The organism is Rhizobiales bacterium NRL2 (assembly GCA_001664005.1).
Taxonomy (GTDB): Bacteria; Pseudomonadota; Alphaproteobacteria; order Minwuiales; family Minwuiaceae; genus Minwuia.
This window is the reverse complement of the sequence record CP016093.1, coordinates 1,116,458-1,136,332: the sequence shown is the minus strand read 5'-3', so window position 1 is coordinate 1,136,332 and position 19,875 is coordinate 1,116,458. Positions and strand designations below refer to the sequence as shown.

Annotated in this window: 18 protein-coding genes; 11 read left to right on the top strand and 7 right to left on the bottom strand. The window is 68.2% G+C overall.

Annotated elements, in window-relative coordinates:
• Window positions 1-4 precede the first annotated feature (4 nt).
• Window positions 5-2,431 (top strand): DNA gyrase subunit B, encoded by a 2,427-nt coding sequence (locus tag TEF_05240; protein ID ANK80261.1) that lies wholly within the window; start codon window positions 5-7, stop codon window positions 2,429-2,431.
• 101 nt (window positions 2,432-2,532) lie between these two features.
• Complete coding sequence (locus tag TEF_05235; GenBank protein ANK80260.1) at window positions 2,533-4,482, top strand: hypothetical protein; 1,950 nt, start codon at window positions 2,533-2,535, stop codon at window positions 4,480-4,482.
• A 315-nt stretch (window positions 4,483-4,797) separates the two neighbouring features.
• Here TEF_05235 and TEF_05230 read toward each other — a convergent pair whose 3' ends face one another.
• From TEF_05230 to TEF_05215, 4 genes are all read right to left on the bottom strand, one after another.
• The gene (locus TEF_05230; protein ID ANK80259.1) at window positions 4,798-5,658 is read right to left on the bottom strand and encodes a hypothetical protein; all 861 of its coding nucleotides are present in this window, start codon (window positions 5,656-5,658) and stop codon (window positions 4,798-4,800) included.
• A 97-nt stretch (window positions 5,659-5,755) separates the two neighbouring features.
• On the bottom strand, window positions 5,756-7,480 hold the full coding sequence (locus tag TEF_05225; protein ID ANK80258.1) for a dicarboxylate--CoA ligase PimA: 1,725 nt from the start codon (window positions 7,478-7,480) through the stop codon (window positions 5,756-5,758).
• Between the two features lie 147 nt (window positions 7,481-7,627).
• Window positions 7,628-8,107, bottom strand: coding sequence for a hypothetical protein (locus TEF_05220; GenBank protein ANK80257.1), 480 nt, complete (start codon window positions 8,105-8,107; stop codon window positions 7,628-7,630).
• 94 nt (window positions 8,108-8,201) lie between these two features.
• A complete protein-coding gene (locus TEF_05215) occupies window positions 8,202-9,047 on the bottom strand; it encodes a hypothetical protein (GenBank protein ANK80256.1) in 846 nt (281 codons plus the stop codon).
• Between the two features lie 361 nt (window positions 9,048-9,408).
• Between TEF_05215 and TEF_05210 the strand changes: the two genes are divergently transcribed.
• Window positions 9,409-9,978 carry a hypothetical protein gene (locus TEF_05210; GenBank protein ID ANK80255.1) on the top strand — a complete coding sequence of 190 codons (570 nt, stop codon included), beginning with the start codon at window positions 9,409-9,411 and terminating at the stop codon, window positions 9,976-9,978.
• A 6-nt stretch (window positions 9,979-9,984) separates the two neighbouring features.
• Here TEF_05210 and TEF_05205 read toward each other — a convergent pair whose 3' ends face one another.
• Together TEF_05205 and TEF_05200 are read right to left on the bottom strand one after the other, a co-directional pair.
• Complete coding sequence (locus tag TEF_05205) at window positions 9,985-11,097, bottom strand: hypothetical protein (protein ID ANK80254.1); 1,113 nt, start codon at window positions 11,095-11,097, stop codon at window positions 9,985-9,987.
• A gap of 101 nt (window positions 11,098-11,198) precedes the next feature.
• On the bottom strand, window positions 11,199-11,741 hold the full coding sequence (locus TEF_05200) for a hypothetical protein (GenBank protein ID ANK80253.1): 543 nt from the start codon (window positions 11,739-11,741) through the stop codon (window positions 11,199-11,201).
• An 84-nt stretch (window positions 11,742-11,825) separates the two neighbouring features.
• Here TEF_05200 and TEF_05195 point away from each other — a divergent pair, with 84 nt between their 5' ends.
• From TEF_05195 to TEF_05160, 8 genes are all read left to right on the top strand, one after another.
• On the top strand, window positions 11,826-12,545 hold the full coding sequence (locus TEF_05195; protein ANK80252.1) for an orotidine 5'-phosphate decarboxylase: 720 nt from the start codon (window positions 11,826-11,828) through the stop codon (window positions 12,543-12,545).
• Window positions 12,542-13,186, top strand: coding sequence for an N-(5'-phosphoribosyl)anthranilate isomerase (locus TEF_05190; protein ID ANK80251.1), 645 nt, complete (start codon window positions 12,542-12,544; stop codon window positions 13,184-13,186). Before TEF_05195 ends, TEF_05190 begins: the two co-directional genes overlap by 4 nt.
• Window positions 13,187-13,199: 13 nt before the next feature.
• Window positions 13,200-14,420, top strand: coding sequence for a tryptophan synthase subunit beta (locus TEF_05185; GenBank protein ID ANK80250.1), 1,221 nt, complete (start codon window positions 13,200-13,202; stop codon window positions 14,418-14,420).
• The gene (locus tag TEF_05180; protein ID ANK80249.1) at window positions 14,417-15,250 is read left to right on the top strand and encodes a tryptophan synthase subunit alpha; all 834 of its coding nucleotides are present in this window, start codon (window positions 14,417-14,419) and stop codon (window positions 15,248-15,250) included. The genes TEF_05185 and TEF_05180 overlap by 4 nt, the downstream gene beginning before the upstream one ends.
• An 8-nt stretch (window positions 15,251-15,258) precedes the next feature.
• Entirely contained in the window at window positions 15,259-16,233 is a 975-nt protein-coding gene (locus TEF_05175; protein ID ANK80248.1) for an acetyl-CoA carboxylase subunit beta, read from the top strand.
• The gene (locus TEF_05170; protein ANK80247.1) at window positions 16,230-17,504 is read left to right on the top strand and encodes a hypothetical protein; all 1,275 of its coding nucleotides are present in this window, start codon (window positions 16,230-16,232) and stop codon (window positions 17,502-17,504) included. The genes TEF_05175 and TEF_05170 overlap by 4 nt, the downstream gene beginning before the upstream one ends.
• A gap of 86 nt (window positions 17,505-17,590) precedes the next feature.
• The gene (locus TEF_05165) at window positions 17,591-18,382 is read left to right on the top strand and encodes an enoyl-CoA hydratase (GenBank protein ANK80246.1); all 792 of its coding nucleotides are present in this window, start codon (window positions 17,591-17,593) and stop codon (window positions 18,380-18,382) included.
• Window positions 18,382-19,017: a glutathione S-transferase gene (locus tag TEF_05160; GenBank protein ANK80245.1), complete on the top strand. Its 636-nt coding sequence runs from the start codon at window positions 18,382-18,384 to the stop codon at window positions 19,015-19,017. The genes TEF_05165 and TEF_05160 overlap by 1 nt, the downstream gene beginning before the upstream one ends.
• Before the next feature lie 42 nt (window positions 19,018-19,059).
• On the opposite strand, the gene TEF_05155 is transcribed toward TEF_05160, so the two are convergent.
• On the bottom strand, window positions 19,060-19,812 hold the full coding sequence (locus tag TEF_05155) for a hypothetical protein (GenBank protein ID ANK83290.1): 753 nt from the start codon (window positions 19,810-19,812) through the stop codon (window positions 19,060-19,062).
• Between the last annotated feature and the right edge of the window lie 63 nt (window positions 19,813-19,875).

Sequence of the window (19,875 nt, the reverse complement as noted above, 5' to 3'; positions counted from 1 at the left end):
CGACATGAGCGACAAGACCAACGGCGACAGCGAGGAATACGGCGCGAGTTCCATCAAGGTGCTGAAGGGCCTGGACGCCGTACGCAAGCGTCCGGGCATGTACATCGGCGACACCGAGGACGGCTCGGGCCTGCACCATATGGTCTTCGAGGTCGTCGACAACGCGATCGACGAGGCGCTGGCGGGCCACGCGGATACCGTCGAGGTGATTCTGGACGCCGACGGCGCCTGCATCGTCACCGACAACGGCCGCGGCATTCCCGTCGACCTTCACGAAGGCGAAGGCATGTCGGCCGCGCAGGTGATCATGACCCAGCTGCACGCCGGCGGTAAGTTCGACCAGAATTCCTACAAGGTCTCCGGCGGCCTGCACGGGGTCGGCGTGTCGGTGGTTAATGCGCTGTCGGAATGGCTGGAACTGACCATCCGCCGCAACGGGCGCATCCACTACATGCGCTTCGTGCACGGCGAGCCCCAGGGCGACCTGGAGGTGACCGGCGAATACGAAGGCCGTTCCGGCACCATGGTCCGCTTCCTGCCCAGCCTCGACACCTTCAAGGAGATCGAGTTCGACTTCGGCATCCTGGAGCATCGCCTGCGCGAGCTGGCCTTTCTCAATTCGGGCGTGCGCATCCTTCTGGAAGACCGCCGCCACGTCGAGACGCGGCGGGAGGAGCTCTACTACGAGGGCGGCACCGAGGCCTTCGTCAACTATCTCGACCGCAACCGCTCGGCGCTGATCAAGAAGCCGATCATGATGAAGGGCGACCGCGAGGGCGTGACCGTCGAGGCCGCGCTGCAGTGGAACGACGGCTATCACGAGAACGTCCTCTGCTTCACCAACAACATCCCGCAGAAGGACGGCGGCACCCACCTGGCCGGCTTCCGCGCGGCGCTCACCCGCTGCGTCAACACCTTCGCCGCCAACAGCGGCATCGCCCGCAAGGAGAAGGTTTCGATCACCGGCGACGACGCCCGCGAGGGACTGACCTGCGTCCTGTCGGTCAAGGCCCCGGATCCGAAGTTCTCCAGCCAGACCAAGGAGAAGCTGGTTTCATCGGAGGTTCGCCAGCCGGTGGAGAACCTGGTCGGCGACGGCCTGAACCTGTGGTTCGAGGAGAACCCGACCGAGGCCCGCGCCGTGGTGCAGAAGATCGTCGAGGCCGCGGCGGCGCGCGAAGCCGCGCGCAAGGCCCGCGAACTGACCCGGCGCAAGTCCACCCTCGACCTGGGCGGCCTGCCCGGCAAGCTGGCGGACTGCCAGTCGCGGGATCCGCAGGAAAGCGAGCTCTACCTGGTGGAGGGCGACTCGGCGGGCGGTTCCGCCAAGCAGGCCCGCGACCGCCGCACCCAGGCGGTGCTGCCGCTGCGCGGCAAGATCCTGAACGTGGAGCGCGCCCGCTTCGACAAGATGCTGGGTTCGACGGAGATCACCGCCCTGATCACGGCCATGGGCACCGGTATCGGCCGCGAGGACTTCGACATCGCGAAGCTGCGCTACAACAAGATCATCATCATGACCGACGCCGACGTCGACGGCGCCCACATCCGTACGCTGCTGCTGACCTTCTTTTACCGTCAGATGCCGGAGCTGCTGGAGCGCGGGCACCTCTTCATCGCCCAGCCGCCACTCTACAAGATCACCAAGGGCAAGTCGTCAGTCTACCGCAAGGATCAGCGCCAGTACGAGGACTACCTGATCGAGAACGGTCTGAGCGAAGCGACCTTCGTCGACTTCAACGGCGTCCAGCACGGCGGCGGCGAACTGCACGAACTGGTGGGCCGGGCGCGGCGCGTGCGGCGGCTGCTGGATTCCATCGGCAAGAAGTATCCCGACTGGGTGGTCGAGCAGCTCGCCATCGCCGGCGGTCTTTCACCTGCGGTCTTCGGCGACCCGGACAGGATGACCGGGATCGCAGCCTCCGTCGCGAAGCGGCTGGATGTGCTGTTCCCCGACTATGAACGCGGCTGGGAAGCCCGCCGGGCCGGGGACGGCAGCCTGATCTTCGAACGCGAGGTACGCGGCGTCCGCGAAGCCTATGTCCTGGACCAGCGGCTGATCGAAAGCGGCGAGGCGAAGCGCCTCGACGAGATGGCGGGCGAGATGCAGGCGCTCTACGAACGGCCGGGCACGCTGATGATCAAGGACAGGGAACACGCCATCTATGGCCCGGTCACCCTGCTGGCCGCGGTGCTGGATGCCGGCCGACGCGGCCTGACAGTGCAGCGCTACAAGGGCCTGGGCGAGATGAACCCCGACCAGCTGTGGGAAACCACCCTGGACCCCAATGCGCGCACGCTGCTTCAGGTCAGGGTCGACCATCTGGAGGACGCGGATCAGGTCTTCTCCACCCTGATGGGCGATGTGGTCGAGCCGCGCCGCGACTTCATCCGCGAGAACGCGCTCTCGGTGGTCAATCTGGACGTCTGAGCGGTGTCCGAGCGAAATTGAGGCGGCAGCGCAGCGCCCGGTTCCGGCCAGGCCGGGCATTTGCCACACCCTCGCCACGGCGGATGTGAAATGAAGCGCGCATGTTTCGCTGGATCCTGAAGTGGGGCGGCCTGGCAGGCGTTGGCGCCCTGGCGGTGCTGCTCGTCCTGTTGCTGCACGACCTCCCCGCGCCGAAGGAGCCCATCACCGGCGGCACGGTCGCCGTGCTGGACCGCGAGGGCGAGGAGCTGGCCGTGTACGGCGCCCCCGGCAGCCGCGCGGTGCCGCTGGAACGCCTGCCGCAACACCTGATCGACGCCGTCATCGCCATCGAGGACAGACGCTTCCACAGCCATTTCGGTCTCGACCCGCTGGGCATTGCCCGGGCGGCATGGACCAACGTCACCTCGGGGCGCGTCGTCCAGGGCGGCAGCACGATCACCCAGCAGCTCGCCAAGAACCTCTATCTCGAGTCCGACCGGACCCTGAAGCGCAAGGCGCAGGAAGCAGTGCTGGCGCTGCTGCTGGAGGCGCGCTTCAGCAAGGACCGCATCCTGGAACTCTATCTCAACCGGGTCTATCTGGGCGCCGGCACCTATGGCGTCGAGGCGGCGGCGCAGCGCTATTTCGCCAAGCCGGCGGCCCGGCTGACGCTGCGCGAGTCGGCGCTGATCGCCGGTCTGCTGAAGGCGCCAAGCCGCTATGACCCGACCCGCAACCCCGGCGGGTCCGCCGAGCGCATGCGCCTGGTCGTGGAATCCATGGTCGATGCCGGACGGCTGTCTGCGGAAGAGGCGAAGGCCGTGCTCCAGTCCCCGCCCGTCCCGGTGGCCCGGCCGCGCCAGGACAACCTGCAATACGCGACCGACTGGGCGCGCGAACAGGTCGCCCTTCTGGCCGGCGACTGGTCGGGCGACATCAAGGTCTGGACCACCATCGACCGGCGCATCCAGTCGGCGGCGGCGGACGCGCTGGCGCGGCACCTCGGCGGCGAGGGGCAGAAACGCAACGCCGGCCAGGGCGCGGTGGTCGTGCTCGACCAGGACGGCGCCGTCCGCGCCATGGTGGGCGGCAAGGACTATGGCCGCAGCCAGTACAACCGCGCTGTCCGGGCGCGGCGGCAGCCCGGCTCGGCCTTCAAGCCCTTCGTCTATCTGGCGGCGCTGGAGAACGGCTGGTCGCCGAACGACGTCATCGAGGATTCACCCGTCGCCGTCGGCGACTGGCGGCCGCAGAACTACGGCGACAAGTATCTCGGCCGCGTGACTCTGACCGAGGCGCTGGCGCGTTCGGCGAATACCGCCTCGGTGCGACTGTCGGAGTCCATCGGACGCGACAAGGGCATCGAGATGGCCCATCGGCTCGGCATCAACTCCGACATCCCGGACCATCCTTCGGTCGTCTTGGGCACGGCTGAGGTCAACGTGCTGGAACTCGCCGCCGCCTATGCGCCGATCGGCAATGGCGGCCAGGGCGTGCTGGCGCACATCGTGCTGCGTATCGAGGATGAGGACGGCAAGGTGCTGATGCGCCGCCGGGGCGGCGGCCCGGGCCGCGTGCTGGCGGAACGGGAGGCAGCCCGGATGGCGGCGATGCTGCAGGCGGTGATGACCTATGGCAGCGGCCAGGGCGCCAGGATCGACCGGCCGGCAGGAGGCAAGACGGGCACGACCCAGGACAACCGCGACGCCTGGTTCGTCGGCGTCACCGCCGACATGACCGCCGCCGTCTGGGTCGGCAACGACAACAATGCGCCCATGCAGAGCGTCACCGGCAGCGGCCTGCCGGCCAGGATCTGGCGCGACGTCATGCTGGCCGCACACCGGGGCATGCCGGCCCGGCCCCTGCCCGATGCGCCGGGCGTACTGGCGACGCTGCGGGACACGGTCGACCCGCCGGCGCGCGCGGACGACGAGGCCGGTGGTCTCTGGGGCCGCATACGGGACTTCCTCGATGGCCGCGCCGGCAGCAAGGACCGCGGCAGCGGCAAGGCGGGAAGCCGGGAGGAAAGCTATCCGGGATCCGACTACGAGGTCCAGTCGTCGCCCTGAACCCATCAGCGAAGTGACGGAACCGGATCATGAGGCGTTCGTCCGAGCGTCACCGACAGTAACGTCATCCCCGACGGCCAGCAGGGGCGCTCGCTCGGGGATCGGGTGAAGCCGGACTCCGGCGTACTGCCGCGGCCCGATGCCCGCGCACCGCCAGCGGCGGACTATGTCACCAATGAAAGGGGCTGCGACGCCATCGGTGGATGCATCCCCCACCCCCGTCCCTCCCCCTTCCCGAAGGGGTAGGGTTGCCCGCGCCAGCGGGTCGGGAGGGGGTCCGTTTGACAGCCTATCGATCCCCCGCGCGCCGTCGGCTCAAGGCCGGAGATGCTCGACGAACCAGTCGCGGGCGGCGCCGGCGGCCTGATCGATATGACTGAGATAGGGATCGTAATGGCGGCAGTCGAGCCGGACGAGCTTCTTCGGCTCGCCGGCCAGTTCGTAGGTCTCGATCTGCCCCTCGACCGGCGTCTGGGTGTCGCGGTCGGCGACGATCATCATCAGCGGCGTCGGTGCGACACGGGCGGCGAACTGGTGCGGCTCGTATTCCCGGATCATCTCCAGGCTGCGCAAGGTCAGCTTGTTGGGATACCTGCCCTCCTTGTCCGAGGCCTTCGCCCATTCCTCGGTTTCCGAGCCCTCCATGGCGGCGGGAACGGTTTCAGGGGCGCTCCCGGCGTAGCGTGCCTCGCGGTCCTTCGTCATCCGCTCCAGCGTGCGGGCCCGCGCCTTCTCCGGCACCCAGGCCTCGAAGGTGCGCGCGCCGTGGGTGAAGGGGACCTGGGAGACGACGCACTTCACCCGCCGGTCAAGGGCGCCGACGGTCAGCACGTGCCCGCCCGAATAGCTGGTGCCCCAGATGCCCAGGCGCTCGGGATCGATGCCGTCCAGCGTCCGGGCGAAACTGATAGCGTCGCGCATGTCGCGGACCTGCGCCCAGGGATCGGCCTCGCAGGCCGGCTCGCCGCCCGAGTCCCCGAAGCAACGATGGTCGTAGCAGAGCACGGCCAGACCGGCCTGCTGGAACACCCGCGCCACGTCGTCCAGGTTCATGCGCCGGATCGCCGAGAGCCCGTGGCTCATGACGACGACCGGCGCGCCGGCCGCCGCCGGATAGAACCAGGCGGCCAGATCGACGCCGTTGGCCCGGAATGAGATGTCCTGTCGTTCCGCCATTCTCCGCCTCCCCTCGGTGATGGTCACCACGCCATTCTAGGCGAATGGCCGCGACCCTCAACCGAGGACGGCAGCATGGCAGGGCGGCGGGAAACCGTCAGGCCGCGGCGGCCTGGCGCTTCTTCTCCTCCTCCTCGTAAAGCTCCTTCTTGGAGAGCTTGCCGACGAGGGTCTTGGGCAGTTCGGCGCGGATATCCATGTCGGAGATCATCTCGTGCTTGCCGAGCTTGTCCTTCAGGAAGTCCTTGAGCTCCTCCAGCGTGAAACCGGAGGCGCCTTCCTTCAGCTTGATGAAGGCCTTGGGCGACTGGCCGCGATAGTCGTCATGAATGCCGATCACCGACACCTCGTCGACCGAGGGGTGCTGGTAGATGGCTTCCTCGATGTTGCGCGGATAGACGTTGAAGCCGCCGCAGAGGATCATGTCCTTGGTGCGGTCGACGATGAACAGATAGCCGTCCTCGTCCATGTAGCCCACGTCGCCGGTGCGGAAGAAACCGTCCTCGGTGAAGGCCTTGGCGTTCTCCTCGGGCTTGTTCCAGTAGCCCTTCATGACATTGGCGCCCTTGATGCAGATCTCGCCGCGCTCGCCCATGGGCAGGGTCTTCGCCGGGTCGTCAACGTCGACGAACTTGAGCTCGATGCCGGGCATGGGAATGCCGCAGGAGCCGGGCTTGGCCTTGCCCTCCATCGGCGTGGAGACGCCGGCGGGGCTGGTCTCGGTCATGCCCCAGCCCTCGGCCAGCTTGCAGCCGGTGAGCTTCTCGAACTTCTGCGCCACCTCGACGGGCAGCGGCGCGCCGCCGGATGCGCAGAATTTCAGCGAGGAGAGGTCCATCTTCTCGATGCCGGGATAGTTCACGATGGCGTTGAACATGGTCGGCACGCCCGCGAACATGGTCGGGTTCTTGGCCTCCAGATCCTTCATTACCGCCTCCAGCTCGAAGCGCGGATGCAGGATGATCTCCGCGCCGAAGCGCATGGCCAGCAGCATGTTGATCTGCAGGGCGTAGATGTGGAACAGCGGCAGCACGGCCAGGATGCGCTCCCGGCCCTCCTCCAGCGCGCGCTCGCCCGCCGAATTGTTGGTCACGTACATGCTGGTGGCCGCGGTCAGGTTGGCGTGGGTCAGCATTGCCCCCTTGGGCAGGCCGGTGGTGCCGCCGGTGTACTGCAGCACCGCCACTGTCTCGTCCAGGTTCGCCACCTGATGAGGGGCGAAGCGGCCGTCATTGGCGATCAGCTTCCTGAACGTCAGATGCCGCTCGTCGGACGGCACCTTGGCGATCTCCTTGCCCTTGGCGAGCGGAAACAGCCAGTTCTTCGGCCAGGGCAGCACGTCGGTCAGGCTGCCGGTGATGATCTTCTTCAGGCGGGTATTGCCCAGCATCCTGGCCATCTGCGGGTAGAGCGCGACCAGATCGAGGGTGACCATGATGTCGGTCTGGCTGTCCTCGATCTTGTGCTCCAGCTCCTTCGCGGCATCGAGCGGCGAATAGTTCACCACCGTGCCGCCGGCCTTCAGGATGCCGTAGAAGCTCACCACGTAGTGCGGGGTATTCGGCAGGAACAGTCCGACATGCACGCCGGGACCGACACCCAGCGCCTGGAACCCCTTCGCGGCGCGGTCGACCATGTCGGACAGCTCGGCATAGGTCGTCTTCCTGCCCATGAAGTCGAGGGCGTTGCTGTCGGGCCAGGCCTTAACCGCGTCGTCGAGGATCCGGTAGACCGGAAAGGTCTCGATCGGCGCGTCCCACTGAACGCCCGCCGGGTATGATTTGAGCCACGGATGCTCGGCCAAAACGGTCCTCCCAATCATGTCGCCGCCGCCTGCGCCCTGGACGGCGGGCGCTCGAGTGAATTGCGCACTCCATACAGTGTGCGCCAGAACGTCGCAACACGCAAAGGCGGCGCAACACGCCGGCGGGAACGGCGCGGCGGGTCGGCGGGGGAGATGGCGAGGGGGTCAGGCGCTCTCGCGGAGGGCGGCGGCTGCCGGTGCGGCGGCGCGGCGCGGGAAGAAGCAGCGCCAGGTGCGGGCCAACGCCAGGGCCGCGGGAAATACCGCTGCCGTATTGAAGGCGACATTGGCCTCGTAGCCCATGAACCACGAGCAGATGTTGTCGATGACGTACCAGAGCGCGATGGTGCCGGCGACCAGGACAAAGGCCCAGGGCTCGCCGCGCCGGAACGGGCCGTTGACGACCATGGCCAGCGCCATCAGCCAGGCCAGCATGATGCAGCCGGTCATCGCGAAGGCGAAGTGGGCATAGCGCATCGCCTCGGGACCGAGTTCGGGCGGCGGGACCATGACCCCGTAGAACATGGGCAGGAACAGAAGCTGCATCGTCGAGGGCAGCAGAACCAGACCGGCCGCGAACAGCGCGGTCACGCCGATCGTCGCGTTGAGCACATGTCGCCAGAGCGCCGGAACTTGGTCGGTCATGAAGTGGTCTCCCGCACGGGGTCGAACCGGCAGCAGACCACGACTTTCATAACGCCCGGTTAACGACGGCCCTGTGGGCCGGAGCTCTGGCGTGTCAGTCGGCGAAGAACAGGAAGGCCCGGACCTCGATGCTTTCCCGCGCCGGGGCGCCGGCTGGCGTTGCCGGATCGTCGAAAGCGGTGTGCGGCGTGAACCGCGAGCGCCCGTCGGTGGCCGAGTCGTAGCTCTTCAGGAACAGCACCTCGTCGACGCTCATGTCCGGGAACCAGACCCAGCGATGGGTGGGATTGTGCGCGGTCTCGTAGATCTCGCCCACCCGGTCGTCATAGACGAGGTCAGTCGGGATAAGATCATCGGGCGCGAGGCTGCCGGCTTCGGCCACGGCCAGCGGCGCGCGGTTGACCGGGCCCGTGATCGGACGCCAGACGTTCACTTCGGCAAAGCGGCGCGACAGCAGATCGTCCGCCTCGGCGCCGGCAAGCTGACGCACGCGCTCGGGTCCGGATTTCTCCGTGTAGTCCACATGGGCGCGGCGCACGGGCTCGCGCTTGCCCAGCTCCCGGCTGCGCGCACCGTCGTCGATGCGGATGGTGTGATCGAAGATCAGCACCCGGCGGGCGCCCGTCTCCCGCTTCAGCAATGCCTCGAGTTCCCGGTAGTAGACGTCCTCCACCTCGGCCTCGTCATAGAAGTTCCGCACCGCGCTCGGCGCCTCGCGCAGCGCGAAGCCGTCCCGATCCAGATCGAAGCCGCCGGCCGCATGCCGGCCGTTGCGGATGGCGACGCGCACCGGCTGGTCCGGATGGGTCCGCTTCGATACGCCGCCGCCCATGGGCGGGATGAAGACCTTGTGGCGCCTGCCGTCGATCGGGGTGTAGACGATGTCCGCCTCGACGATGTCGCGGCTGGCGGCGTCCTGCTTCAGCGCGGTATCCGGCATGTTGCTCGTTCCTCCGGGGCGTTTGTTCGCTGACGGACAAGATTGTCCGGCGGGTCCGGCTTTTCCAGCGAGGAGTTCTCGCCCGCCGGCCTAGCTTTGCTAGTGCGTAGGACGTGCCGGCGATGCAGCGCCGCCGAGGCGGCGGGCCTGGTCGACCGAGGCGAACTCCGGCCGGGGCTCCGTGCCGATGTGATCGCGGTCGAGACATTTCCGGACGCCGCGCCCAGGGTCGCGGCTGTGTTTGTCGCTGGCCGGCAAGTCCACCTGGCGCCCAGAAGCCCTCGCCGTGGATTTCATTGGGCCGGATGCAGGCGGGCTTGCTATCATCGGCGCGGAACCGTGTTCGCCGTGGAAGCCCGCGATGTTCGAGGATGCTCTCGCGACAGCGGTCGCCGGAGGCGACCAGCTTGGCCTGAACCGGCTGTTCGCAGACGAAGGACTGGAGCCGCCGTTGATCACATGGTCGCCGGCGACCAACGAACTGCCGGCCGCGCCACTCAGGTTTCTCAACGACTACTGGCGGGACCTGCCGAAGACCGGCGGCCTGCCGCAGGCGCGCGCGGTCGATCCGCTGGCGATGAAGCCGGCGCTCGGCTACATCATGCTGCTCGACGTGCTGGATGGCGGCGCGGATTTCCGCTACCGCGTCTATGGCAGCAGGATCGCCCAGCATTCCGGATTCGACATGACCGGCAAGAAGACGTCCGAGATCGGCTCGAGCAACTATGTCTCGGTCTTTTTCCTGTGCATGTACCGCGCGGCGATGATCCGCCGGGAGGCGGTCTACACGCGCCACAATCCTGCGGCCCACGTATCGGTGCGGACCTGGGACCGGCTGCTACTGCCGCTCGCCGGCGACGACGGGTCGGTCCAGCGCGTTCTGGCCGGCAATGTCGCGGGCGACTGGCGTCCGGTGTTCGACGCCGGCTGAGCGCCCCTACTCGGCGGGTGACATACGGTAAAGAGCGCCCTCGCCTTCCGTTAGGAACCAGAGCGCGCCGTCGGGCCCCTCGGCGATGTCGCGGATGCGTTCGTAGTCGCCCTCGAACAGCCGCTCCTCTCCCGTGATCTCGTCGCCGTCGCGCTCCAGGCGGCTGATGAAATCGAACTTCAGGGAGCCGACGAAGATGTCGCCCTCCCATTCGGGCCACAGCCGGCCGGAATAAATGGTCATGCCCGACGGCGCGATCGACGGATCCCAGTAGTAGACGGGCTGTTCCAGGCCCTGCGCGTGGGTGCCGACGCCGATCTTGGCGCCCGAATAGTGGGTGCCATAAGAGATGCGGGGCCAGCCGTAGTTGAGGCCCTTCTGTGGCCGGTTGATCTCGTCGCCGCCCCTGGCGCCGTGTTCGTTGGTCCAGAGGCGGCCCTCGGCGTCCAGGGCCGCGCCCTGCGGATTGCGGTGGCCCAGGGACCAGATTTCGGGCAGGCCGCCGCCGTCGGCGAAGGGATTGTCAGCCGGTATGGAGCCGTCGCGCCCGATCCGGATGACCTTGCCGTTGTGGGCCTGGAGATCCTGCGCCGCGTCGCTGCGGCCGCGATCGCCGATCGTGAGGAACAGCTCGCCGTCCGGGGCCTCGACGATGCGGCCGCCGAAATGCTGCCCCCGCCCGCTGGCGCGGTCGAGACGGAAGATCACCCGGACATTCTCCAGCCGTTCGCCATCTTCCGACAGCCGCGCCACCGCCAGCGCCGTCGCCTGGCCTTCGGGACGCGGTTCGGCGTAGGAAAGGAATATCTCCCGGCTGTCCGCAAAATCACGCGCAACCACGAGATCGAGCAGACCGCCCTGCCCTTCGGGCGAAACCTCCGGCACCCCCGCGACTTCGTTGCGGCCGTTCCCATTGCGGGCGACGCGCCAGAGCACCCCGGTGTCCCGTTCGGTGATCAGCATGCCGTCCCCGGGAAGGAAGTCCACGGCCCAGGGCCGGCTGAGATCGCCGACGACCCGTTCGACGCTGACCTTGCCGGCCGAGGTGTCATGAACATCCGCCGCGAAGGCCGGCAGCGCGATCAGCGCCAGGGCCACGGTAAACAGGCTCGCTCGCATGAAATCCTCCTGCCGCGTGGTGGCGGACGGCGCGGGGCGTGGTCCGCCGATCGGATGGATGTAGGGCCGGCGGGCGCCTGATTGAAGGCCGGAGGCGGCGATCAGACCGGATCGACGAAGGCAAGCTGGTTGAGCGACCAGTCGTCGATGCGGTAGGCGGCGCCTTCCTTCAGTTCCAGCTTCTCGGAGACGACCTGGAAGCACAGCAGCCGGTTCACTTTTCCGTCCTGGCCATAGGGCATCGCAATCCGGCGCGATTCACGCGCGATCTCGTCCTGGGCAACCACGAAATCGTGACTGGAGTAGATCGGCTCCACGGCCCGCGCGCAGTCCCGCAATTGCTCGACGATCAGCTCGGCATAGGGCGTGCGTCCCATCAGGTCATAGGGCGTGAGACCGACGGTGGGCCGGCCGACCGCGCGGCGCATGGCCTCGCCCGTCAGCCGATAGGTCGGCGACAGATCCTCGCCGACCTCGAACAGGATGACCGACTCGGCCAGCGCGGGCACCATGAACGGATCGATCAGGCTGCGGTCCGGCAGTCCCCCGGCGGCGTCGCGCTGATCGAACCAGCGCCGCAGGTGCTCCCGGAATCCTGCCTCCGCGACATCGTCGATGGATATATGGGCCTGCACGATGGACATGGGTGGATCGCCAACCTCTCTGGCAACGAATGCGACGCATCAAGGCATCTACAACGCGGCGATCCCAACTGCTATACCGCGCGCATGTCTGATGGAAGCCCATCCGAGAATCCGGTCCTGCTGGCCGTCGACACCGACGACGTCGGGCAGGCGCGCGGCATCGTCGCCGAACTTCAGGACGAGGTCGGCGGCTTCAAGCTCGGGCTGGAGTTCTTCGCGGCACACGGCCCGCAGCGCGTGCGCGAGACCGCGCCCGCCGGGCGGCGGCTGTTCCTGGACCTGAAGCTGCACGACATCCCGAACACGGTCGCCGGGGCGGTGACCTCTGCCGCAAGCGCCTGCCGGCCCGACCTGCTGACCGTCCACGCCCAGGGCGGGGCGGCGATGATCCGCGCCGCGCGGGAGGCCGCCGAAGCCTTCGGCGCAGCGCGTCCGGCCATCGTCGCAGTAACTGTCCTGACCAGCCTCGATGATGCGGACCTGGAAGCGATGGGCGTCGCCGGCGGCGCGACCGATCAGGTCGTCCGTCTGGGCCGGCTGGCCATCGAGGCGGGGGCGGACGGCCTGGTCTGCAGTCCGAAGGAAATCGCTCCCCTGCGCGAAGCGCTCGGACCGGACCCGATGCTTGTCGTGCCGGGCATCCGCATGGCCGGCGACGCGCGCGGCGACCAGAAGCGGATCATGACGCCGCGCGACGCCATGGCCGCCGGCGCGACCTATATCGTGGTCGGCCGTTCGATCACCGCCGCCGAAGACCGCCGCGCCGCCGCGCGGCGGGTGGCGGCGGAGGCAGGCACAGCATGAAGCTGCAGGCCAAGATCTGCGGGCTGAACACCCCCGAGGTGGTCGATGCGGCGGTGCGCGGCGGCGCCGACGCCATCGGCTTCGTCTTCTATCCGCCGTCGCCGCGGAGCATCTCACCGGAAACCGCCGGTGGCCTCGGCCGCCAGGCCGGCCGGGCGACCCGGGTCGGCCTGTTCGTCGACCCGGACGATGGCTGGCTCGACGCGGTGCTGACGGATGCGGCGCTGAACATGATCCAGCTCCATGGCTCGGAATCGCCCGAGCGCGCGGCCGCCATCGGCTCCCGCACCGGCCTGCCGGTGATGAAGGCCATCAGGATCCGTGGACCGGAGGATTTCGGCGCCGTCGACGCCTATGACGGCGCCGCCGACTGGCTGTTGTTCGACGCCAAGCCGCAGAAGGGCCAGGGTCATGGCCTGCCGGGCGGCAACGGCGTCGCGTTCGACTGGCGCCTGTTGGCCGGACGCAAGTGGAACCGCCCGTGGATGCTTTCGGGCGGACTGGACGCGGAGAACGTGGCCGAGGCGGTCCGCATCAGCGGCGCGGCCTGGGTCGATGTCTCCTCCGGCGTCGAGAGCGCCCCCGGGACGAAGGATCCCGCGCGGATCGCGAAGTTCCTCGACGCCGTCAAATCCCTCTGAAAGAGGACCGAGCATGAACGTGCAGAACAACCCCAACTCCTTCCGGAACGGCCCCGACCAGCGCGGCCATTTCGGGGCGTACGGCGGACGCTACGCCGCCGAGACCCTGATGCCGCTGCTGCTGGAGGTGGAGAAGGCCTGGAACGACGCGAAGGCCGATCCGGCCTTTCAGGTCGAACTCGACGAGTACCTGAAGCACTATGCCGGCCGGCCGAGCCCGCTCTATTTCGCGGAGCGCCTGACGGAGCACTTCGGCGGCGCGAAGATCTACTTCAAGCGCGACGAGCTCAACCACACTGGCAGCCACAAGATCAACAACTGCATGGGCCAGATCCTGCTGGCCCGGCGCATGAACAAGCCGCGCATCATCGCCGAGACCGGCGCGGGCCAGCACGGCGTCGCGGCGGCGACCGTCGCGGCGCGCTTCGGCCTGCCCTGCACCGTCTACATGGGCGCCGTCGACGTCGAACGGCAGCAGCCGAACGTGTTCCGCATGAAGCTGCTGGGCGCCGAGGTGATCCCCGTGAAGTCCGGCTCCTCGACGCTGAAGGACGCGATGAACGAGGCTCTGCGCGACTGGGTCACCAATGTCGAGAACACCTTCTACATCATCGGCACCGCAGCGGGTCCGCACCCCTACCCTGAGCTGGTGCGCGACTTCCAGTCGGTGATCGGCAACGAAGCGAAGGAGCAGATGATGGAGCGGGAGGGCCGCCTGCCCGACACGCTGGTGGCCTGCATCGGCGGCGGCTCCAACGCGATCGGCCTGTTCCACCCCTTCCTGGACGATCCGGAAGTCGAGATCTACGGCGTCGAGGCCGCCGGGCGGGGCCTCGAGACCGGCGAGCACGCTGCTTCGCTGACCGGCGGGCGGCCGGGCGTGCTGCATGGCAACAAGACCTATCTGCTGCAGGACGACGACGGTCAGATCACGGAGGCGCACTCGATCTCCGCCGGGCTGGATTATCCGGGCATTGGTCCGGAACACGCCTGGCTGAAGGATGTCGGCAGGGTGAAGTACGTCTCCGCCACCGACGACGAGGCGCTGAAGATGTTCCAGCTCTGCGCCCGCAAGGAGGGCATCATTCCGGCGCTGGAGCCGGCCCACGCCCTGGCCCACGTCGCCAGGATTGCGCCGGACCTGCCGGAGGACCACATCATTCTGATGAACATGTGCGGCCGGGGCGACAAGGATGTCTTCACGGTCGCCCAGGCCCTGGGGGTGGAGATATGAGCCGGCGCATCGAGGCGCGCTTCGCCGCGCTGAAGGCGGAGGGGCGCGCCGCCCTGATGCCCTACGTCATGTCGGGCGACCCCGACCGCGAGACGGCGATGCGGATCCTGCGCGGCCTGCCCGAGGCCGGCGCCGACCTGATCGAACTGGGCATGCCGTTCACCGACCCCATGGCCGACGGCCCCTCGGTTCAGGAGGCGGGCCTGAGGGCCCTGGCCGGCGGGCAGACCCTCATCCGCACCCTGGAGATGGTGACCGAGTTCCGGCGCGGCGACCCGGCGACCCCGATCGTCCTGATGGGCTATTTCAACCCGATCTTCTCCTATGGCGTCGACCGCTTCGCCGCCGATGCGGCCACGGCCGGCGTGGACGGCCTGATCGTCGTCGACCTGCCGCCCGAGGAGGACATGGATCTGCTGGCCGCGGCGGGCGCGAAGGATATCTCGCTGATCCGCCTTGCGACGCCGACCACCGACGACCGCCGCCTGCCGACCGTTCTCGAGAACACGTCCGGGTTCATCTACTACGTTTCCGTCGCCGGCATCACCGGCGCGGCGAGCCTGGACACGGAGGCCGCGGCGAAGGCCGTCCGCCGCCTGAAGCGCCACAGCGACCTGCCCATCGCCGTCGGCTTCGGCATCAAGACGCCTGAGCAGGCCGCGGCTGTCGCGGAGGTCGCGGACGCCGCCGTCGTCGGCTCGGCGATCGTGAACCGCGTGAAGGAAGCGGGCGGCGACCGTGACAGGGCCGTCGCAGGCGTGCTGCAACTGGTGCGCGACCTGAGCGCCGGCGTGCGCTCGGCCCGCCGAGAGACCGTACCGGCAGAATAGGAAGATCCATGAGCTGGCTGACCAACACCGTACTGCCCAAGATCGGGCTGGGCCGAAAGAAGGACAGCCCCGACAATCTCTGGGAGAAATGCCGTTCCTGCGGCCAGATGGTCTTTCACCGCGACCTGGAGCAGAGCCACCGCGTCTGCCCCCATTGCGACCATCACATGCGGCTCAAGGCCGGCGCGCGGCTGCGCCTGCTGTTCGATGACGGCAAGTTCACCCGCGTGCGGACGCCCGAACCACCGCTCGATCCCCTGAAATTCAGGGATGCGCGGCGCTATACCGACCAGCTCAAGGAAGCTCGCTCGGCCTCCGGCTCGGACTTCGCCGTCGAGGTCGGCTTCGGCCGTATCGGCGGACTGGCGGCTGTCATCGCGGCGCAGAACTTCTTTTTCATGGGCGGCTCCGTTTCGGCCGGCGAGGGCGAAGCGATCATCGCGGCGGCCGAGAAGGCCGTCGAGAAGGATGCGGCGCTGGTGGTCTGCGCCGCCTCGGGCGGCATGCGCATGCAGGAGGGCATCCTGTCGCTGATGCAGATGCCGCGCACCACGGTGGCGCTGCAACGGCTGAGGGACGCCGGTCTGCCGTATGTCTGCGTGCTGACCGACCCCACGACCGGCGGCACCACCGCCAGCTTCGCCATGATCGGCGACGTGACCATCGCCGAGCCCGGCGCCCTGATCGGTTTCGCCGGCCCGCGGGTGATCGAGCAGACCATCCGCGAGCAACTGCCCGACGGCTTCCAGCGCGCCGAATACCTTCTGGATCACGGCATGGTGGACATGGTCACCCACCGCCATCAGCTCGCCGAGACCGTCGCCCGCGTCATCTCGCTGCTGCGGGTCAAGACCGTCGAGCCGCCAAAGCCCCTGCCGAAGCCCGACGCCGAGGTCGCCATCCCCATGCCCAACGAGGCCGTCGACGAGACCCCGCCCGCAAGGGTCGAGGCCGAGACCGGGGGCAAGTCCGAGCGGAAGTGAACGCGCCGCTGAGCGATGCCATTCTGGCCCGGATCGACAGCCAGTCGGTCCGCAAGATGGAACTGGACCTGGAGCGCCTTCCGGCCCTGCTGGAGCGGCTGGGCGATCCGCTCGACCGGCTGCCGCCGGTCATCCACGTCGCCGGCACCAACGGCAAGGGGTCGGTCGTCGCCTTCCTGAGGGCGATGCTGCGCCACGCCGGTCTCGACGTGCAGTGCTTCACCTCGCCCCATCTGCACAGGGTCACCGAGGAAGTCGCGCTGTCCGGCGGCGAAATCCGCGACGCCGAGTTCGCCCGGCACCTGTTGCGCGTCGAGGACGCCAATGACGGCGGCGTGCTGAGCAGCTTCGAGGCGCTGACGGCAGCCGCCTTCCTCGCCTTCGCCGAGGATACCGCCGACGTGCTGCTGCTGGAGACGGCGATGGGCGGCCGGCTGGACGCCACCAACGTCGTCCGCCAGCCCGCGCTGACCGTGATCACGCCCATCGCGCTGGACCACATGGCCTATCTGGGCGACACCATCGCCGAGATCGCCGCCGAGAAGGCCGGAATTCTCAAACCCGGCGCGGCCTGCGTCGCAGGCCCCGAGCATCCGGACGCCGTGGCGGTCGTCGAACATCGGGCCCGCGCGCTCCAGGTTCCCCTGCGTCTCGCCGGCCGCGACTTCACGGTCGATCCGGAGTCCGGTCTCTATAGCGGCCTGAGCGAAATCGCCCTTCCCGCGCCCGGCCTCGCCGGGGGGCATCAATGGCGCAATGCGGCGTTGGCCGTCGCAGCGCTGGAGAGTTTCCGCCCCGGCCTGTTGCCCGAGGCCGCCGCCGGGCTCGCCGACGCCCGGTGGCCGGCGAGGATGCAGCGCCTGGACATCGAGGGGCGCGAGATCTGGGTCGATGGCGGCCACAACGCCCATGCCGCCGCCGCGATGGCGGGGGCGCTGCAAGCCCTGCCGCCGAAACCGCTCTGTCTGATCGTCGGCATGCTCGACAGCCGCCCCGTCGCACCCTTCCTCGCGGCCTTCGAAACCCTGCGGCCGCTGGTCATCGGCGTCGCCGCGGGCCGGCAGCCGGTCTACACCGCCGGCCGTCCCCATCCGCCGGAGGAGATCGCCTTTGCCGCCGGCCGGCTCGGCCTGCAGGCGCGCGTCGCCGGCTCCCTGGCCGAAGCGGTCGAGATTGCGCGGCGGGAGCGTGGCGCGCCGCGCACGCTGGTGACCGGTTCGCTCTACCTCGCCGCGGAGATGCTGGCGGAGGCCGACCCGCCGATCGCCTGACTGGCCCCCGGCCGCGGAAGCGGGCATCATCGCCGGCGACGGGCCGCCGGCCGGCGGCCCCCGCATCGATCGATCCCGGGGAGGGGATGATGACGCAAGACATGCTCTACGAAGTCCGCAATGGCGCAGCCTGGGTGACGCTCAACCGTCCGGACGCGCTCAACGCGATGAACCAGAACATCCTCGACGGCTATTCGGAAGTCATCGAGAAGGCCGAGAAGGACCCGGAGGTGAAAGCCGTAGTCTTTACCGGCTCGGGCCGCGCCTTCTCCGCCGGCGCCGACCTGAAATACGTCCTGCAGTTCATGGGCTCGGGCGACCCGGTGAAGGTGCGCACCTTCATGAAGCAGGCCTACGAGGCCTTCGCCCGCGTCGGCGAGTGCGAGAAGCCGACCATCGCCGCGGTCAACGGCATCACGGCGGCGGGCGGCCTCGAACTCACCCTGGCCTGCGACCTGGTGATCGCCGCGGAGTCGGTGAAGATCGGCGACGGCCACATCAATTTCGGCATGTTGCCGGGCGGCGGCAGCGCCATCCGCCTGCCGCGCAAGATCAGCGAGACCCGGGCGAAGTATCTGCTCTTCACCGGCGAACTGCTGCCGGTGCAGAAGGTGGCCGACTGGGGCCTGATCAACGAGATCGTGCCCGACGACCAGCTCATCCCGCGCGTCGAGGAACTGGTGGCCAAGCTGACCTCAAAGAGTCCGCTGGCCATGCGGCTGATGAAGCACCTGGTCGACCAGGCGCTCGACATGCCGCTGGACCGCGCGCTGCAGACCGAGATGCAGGTCTGGGAAGCCTATGGCCAGTCGGAGGACGTGATCGAAGGGCTGACGGCCTTCACCGAGAAGCGCAAGCCCGCCTACAAGGGCCGCTGATGAAGTTGCTCAGCGCGACGCCCAGCCCCTATGCCCGCAAGGTACGCATCGCCCTGGCGGAAAAGGGGCTGGCGTTCGAGCTGGTGACCGAGGTGCCCTGGAACGAGGGCACCTCGACACCCGCCTACAATCCACTGGAGAAGCTGCCGGTCCTGATCCTGGACGATGGCGAGACGGTCTACGAATCCGACTACATCCTGGAATGGCTGGAGGTGCGCCATCCCGAGCCGCCCATGTTCCCCCGCGATGCCGAGGAACGGCTGGCGGCGCGCCGCTACGAGGTGCTGGCGGACGGCGTCTGCGACGCCTTCGTGCTCTGGTTCTTCGAGACCTTCCGCGCCGAGGACAATCGGAGCGCGCCATGGATGGACCGCCAGATGCGCAAGATCATGGGCGGCCTGACCGAGATCGACCGCCGCGCCAACCCGGCGGACGAATTCCTGGTCGGCGGCCGCTTCGGCCTCGCCGACCTCGCGGTCGGTACCGTGCTGGACTATCTGAGAGTCCGCTGCCCCGACATCGACTGGCAGAGCCGCCATCCCGAACTGGTCCGCCGCCTGGAGCGGCTGTCGGAACGCCCCTCCTTCCGGGAGACCGTCCCCGTGCCGCAGCAGATCTCGGCCGCGGTGGTGTGACCTGGTTGGCCGCAGCCTTGCGCTGCGGCCAATCCCCGATGATCAGAACTCCCGGCTTTCGCCCGGCTGCATGACGATGACCTCGACCTTGTGGTCGCCCAGGCCCTTGATGAGTTGCTCCGGCGTGCCTTTCAGCGGCGGGAAGGTGCCGTAGTGCATGGGCATGACCCGCGGGATTTCCTTCATGAGATTCCGCAACGCATAGGCCGCGTGGGCGGGGCCCATGGTGAAGTGACCGCCGATCGGCAGCAGCGCCAGATCGGGCTTGTAGTAGGAACTGATGAAGCGCATGTCGCCGAACACGCCCGTGTCGCCGGCATGGTAGATCTTGTAGCCGTTCTCCAGGCGGATGATGTAGCCGGCCGGCTCGCCGCCGGGGAAGACCTTGCCGTCGAAGCCCACCGTGGAGCTGTGCTCGGCCCGGGTCATGGTGATCACGATGTCCTTGCCGATCGGCGCGATGCGCCCGGACTTGTTGAACCGGATCAGGTTCTTCGGGTCCATGACCTTCAGCGAGTTGTAGGTCGACCCCATGTCGGCGTTCATGGCCACCTTGGCGCCCGTCATCTTGGCGATCTCGAAGGTGTCGCCGACATGGTCGCCATGACCGTGGGTCACCAGGATCAGGTCCACCTGCCCCAGCTTCGTCAGATCCTTCTGGTCCTCCGGCGTTACCGGGTTCCTGGAGATGAAGGGATCGATCAGGATCACCTTGCCGCCGGGCGTGGTGATCTTGAACGCCGACTGGCCATACCAGTGCACGCCGATGCCCTCGGCCGCCGCCGCCGTCGCCATGGTCGCGCCCACGGCCAGCGCCGCCGCGAACCGGATTACTCTGCCAAGCATCTGCGCCTCCTC

Bases quoted from the DNA above. Each gene is read 5' to 3' on its own strand.
- TEF_05230 (ANK80259.1), bottom strand. From the start codon at position 5,658: ATGGCGGAACGACAGGACATCTCATTCCGGGCCAACGGCGTCGATCTG.
- TEF_05180 (ANK80249.1), top strand. From the start codon at position 14,417: ATGAGCCGGCGCATCGAGGCGCGCTTCGCCGCGCTGAAGGCGGAGGGG.
- TEF_05200 (ANK80253.1), bottom strand. From the start codon at position 11,741: ATGTCCATCGTGCAGGCCCATATATCCATCGACGATGTCGCGGAGGCA.
- TEF_05160 (ANK80245.1), top strand. From the start codon at position 18,382: ATGAAGTTGCTCAGCGCGACGCCCAGCCCCTATGCCCGCAAGGTACGC.
- TEF_05240 (ANK80261.1), top strand. From the start codon at position 5: ATGAGCGACAAGACCAACGGCGACAGCGAGGAATACGGCGCGAGTTCC.
- TEF_05195 (ANK80252.1), top strand. From the start codon at position 11,826: ATGTCTGATGGAAGCCCATCCGAGAATCCGGTCCTGCTGGCCGTCGAC.
- TEF_05175 (ANK80248.1), top strand. From the start codon at position 15,259: ATGAGCTGGCTGACCAACACCGTACTGCCCAAGATCGGGCTGGGCCGA.
- TEF_05220 (ANK80257.1), bottom strand. From the start codon at position 8,107: ATGACCGACCAAGTTCCGGCGCTCTGGCGACATGTGCTCAACGCGACG.
- TEF_05185 (ANK80250.1), top strand. From the start codon at position 13,200: ATGAACGTGCAGAACAACCCCAACTCCTTCCGGAACGGCCCCGACCAG.
- TEF_05225 (ANK80258.1), bottom strand. From the start codon at position 7,480: ATGATTGGGAGGACCGTTTTGGCCGAGCATCCGTGGCTCAAATCATAC.
- TEF_05205 (ANK80254.1), bottom strand. From the start codon at position 11,097: ATGCGAGCGAGCCTGTTTACCGTGGCCCTGGCGCTGATCGCGCTGCCG.
- TEF_05155 (ANK83290.1), bottom strand. From the start codon at position 19,812: ATGGCGACGGCGGCGGCGGCCGAGGGCATCGGCGTGCACTGGTATGGC.
- TEF_05190 (ANK80251.1), top strand. From the start codon at position 12,542: ATGAAGCTGCAGGCCAAGATCTGCGGGCTGAACACCCCCGAGGTGGTC.
- TEF_05165 (ANK80246.1), top strand. From the start codon at position 17,591: ATGATGACGCAAGACATGCTCTACGAAGTCCGCAATGGCGCAGCCTGG.
- TEF_05210 (ANK80255.1), top strand. From the start codon at position 9,409: ATGTTCGAGGATGCTCTCGCGACAGCGGTCGCCGGAGGCGACCAGCTT.
- TEF_05235 (ANK80260.1), top strand. From the start codon at position 2,533: ATGTTTCGCTGGATCCTGAAGTGGGGCGGCCTGGCAGGCGTTGGCGCC.
- TEF_05215 (ANK80256.1), bottom strand. From the start codon at position 9,047: ATGCCGGATACCGCGCTGAAGCAGGACGCCGCCAGCCGCGACATCGTC.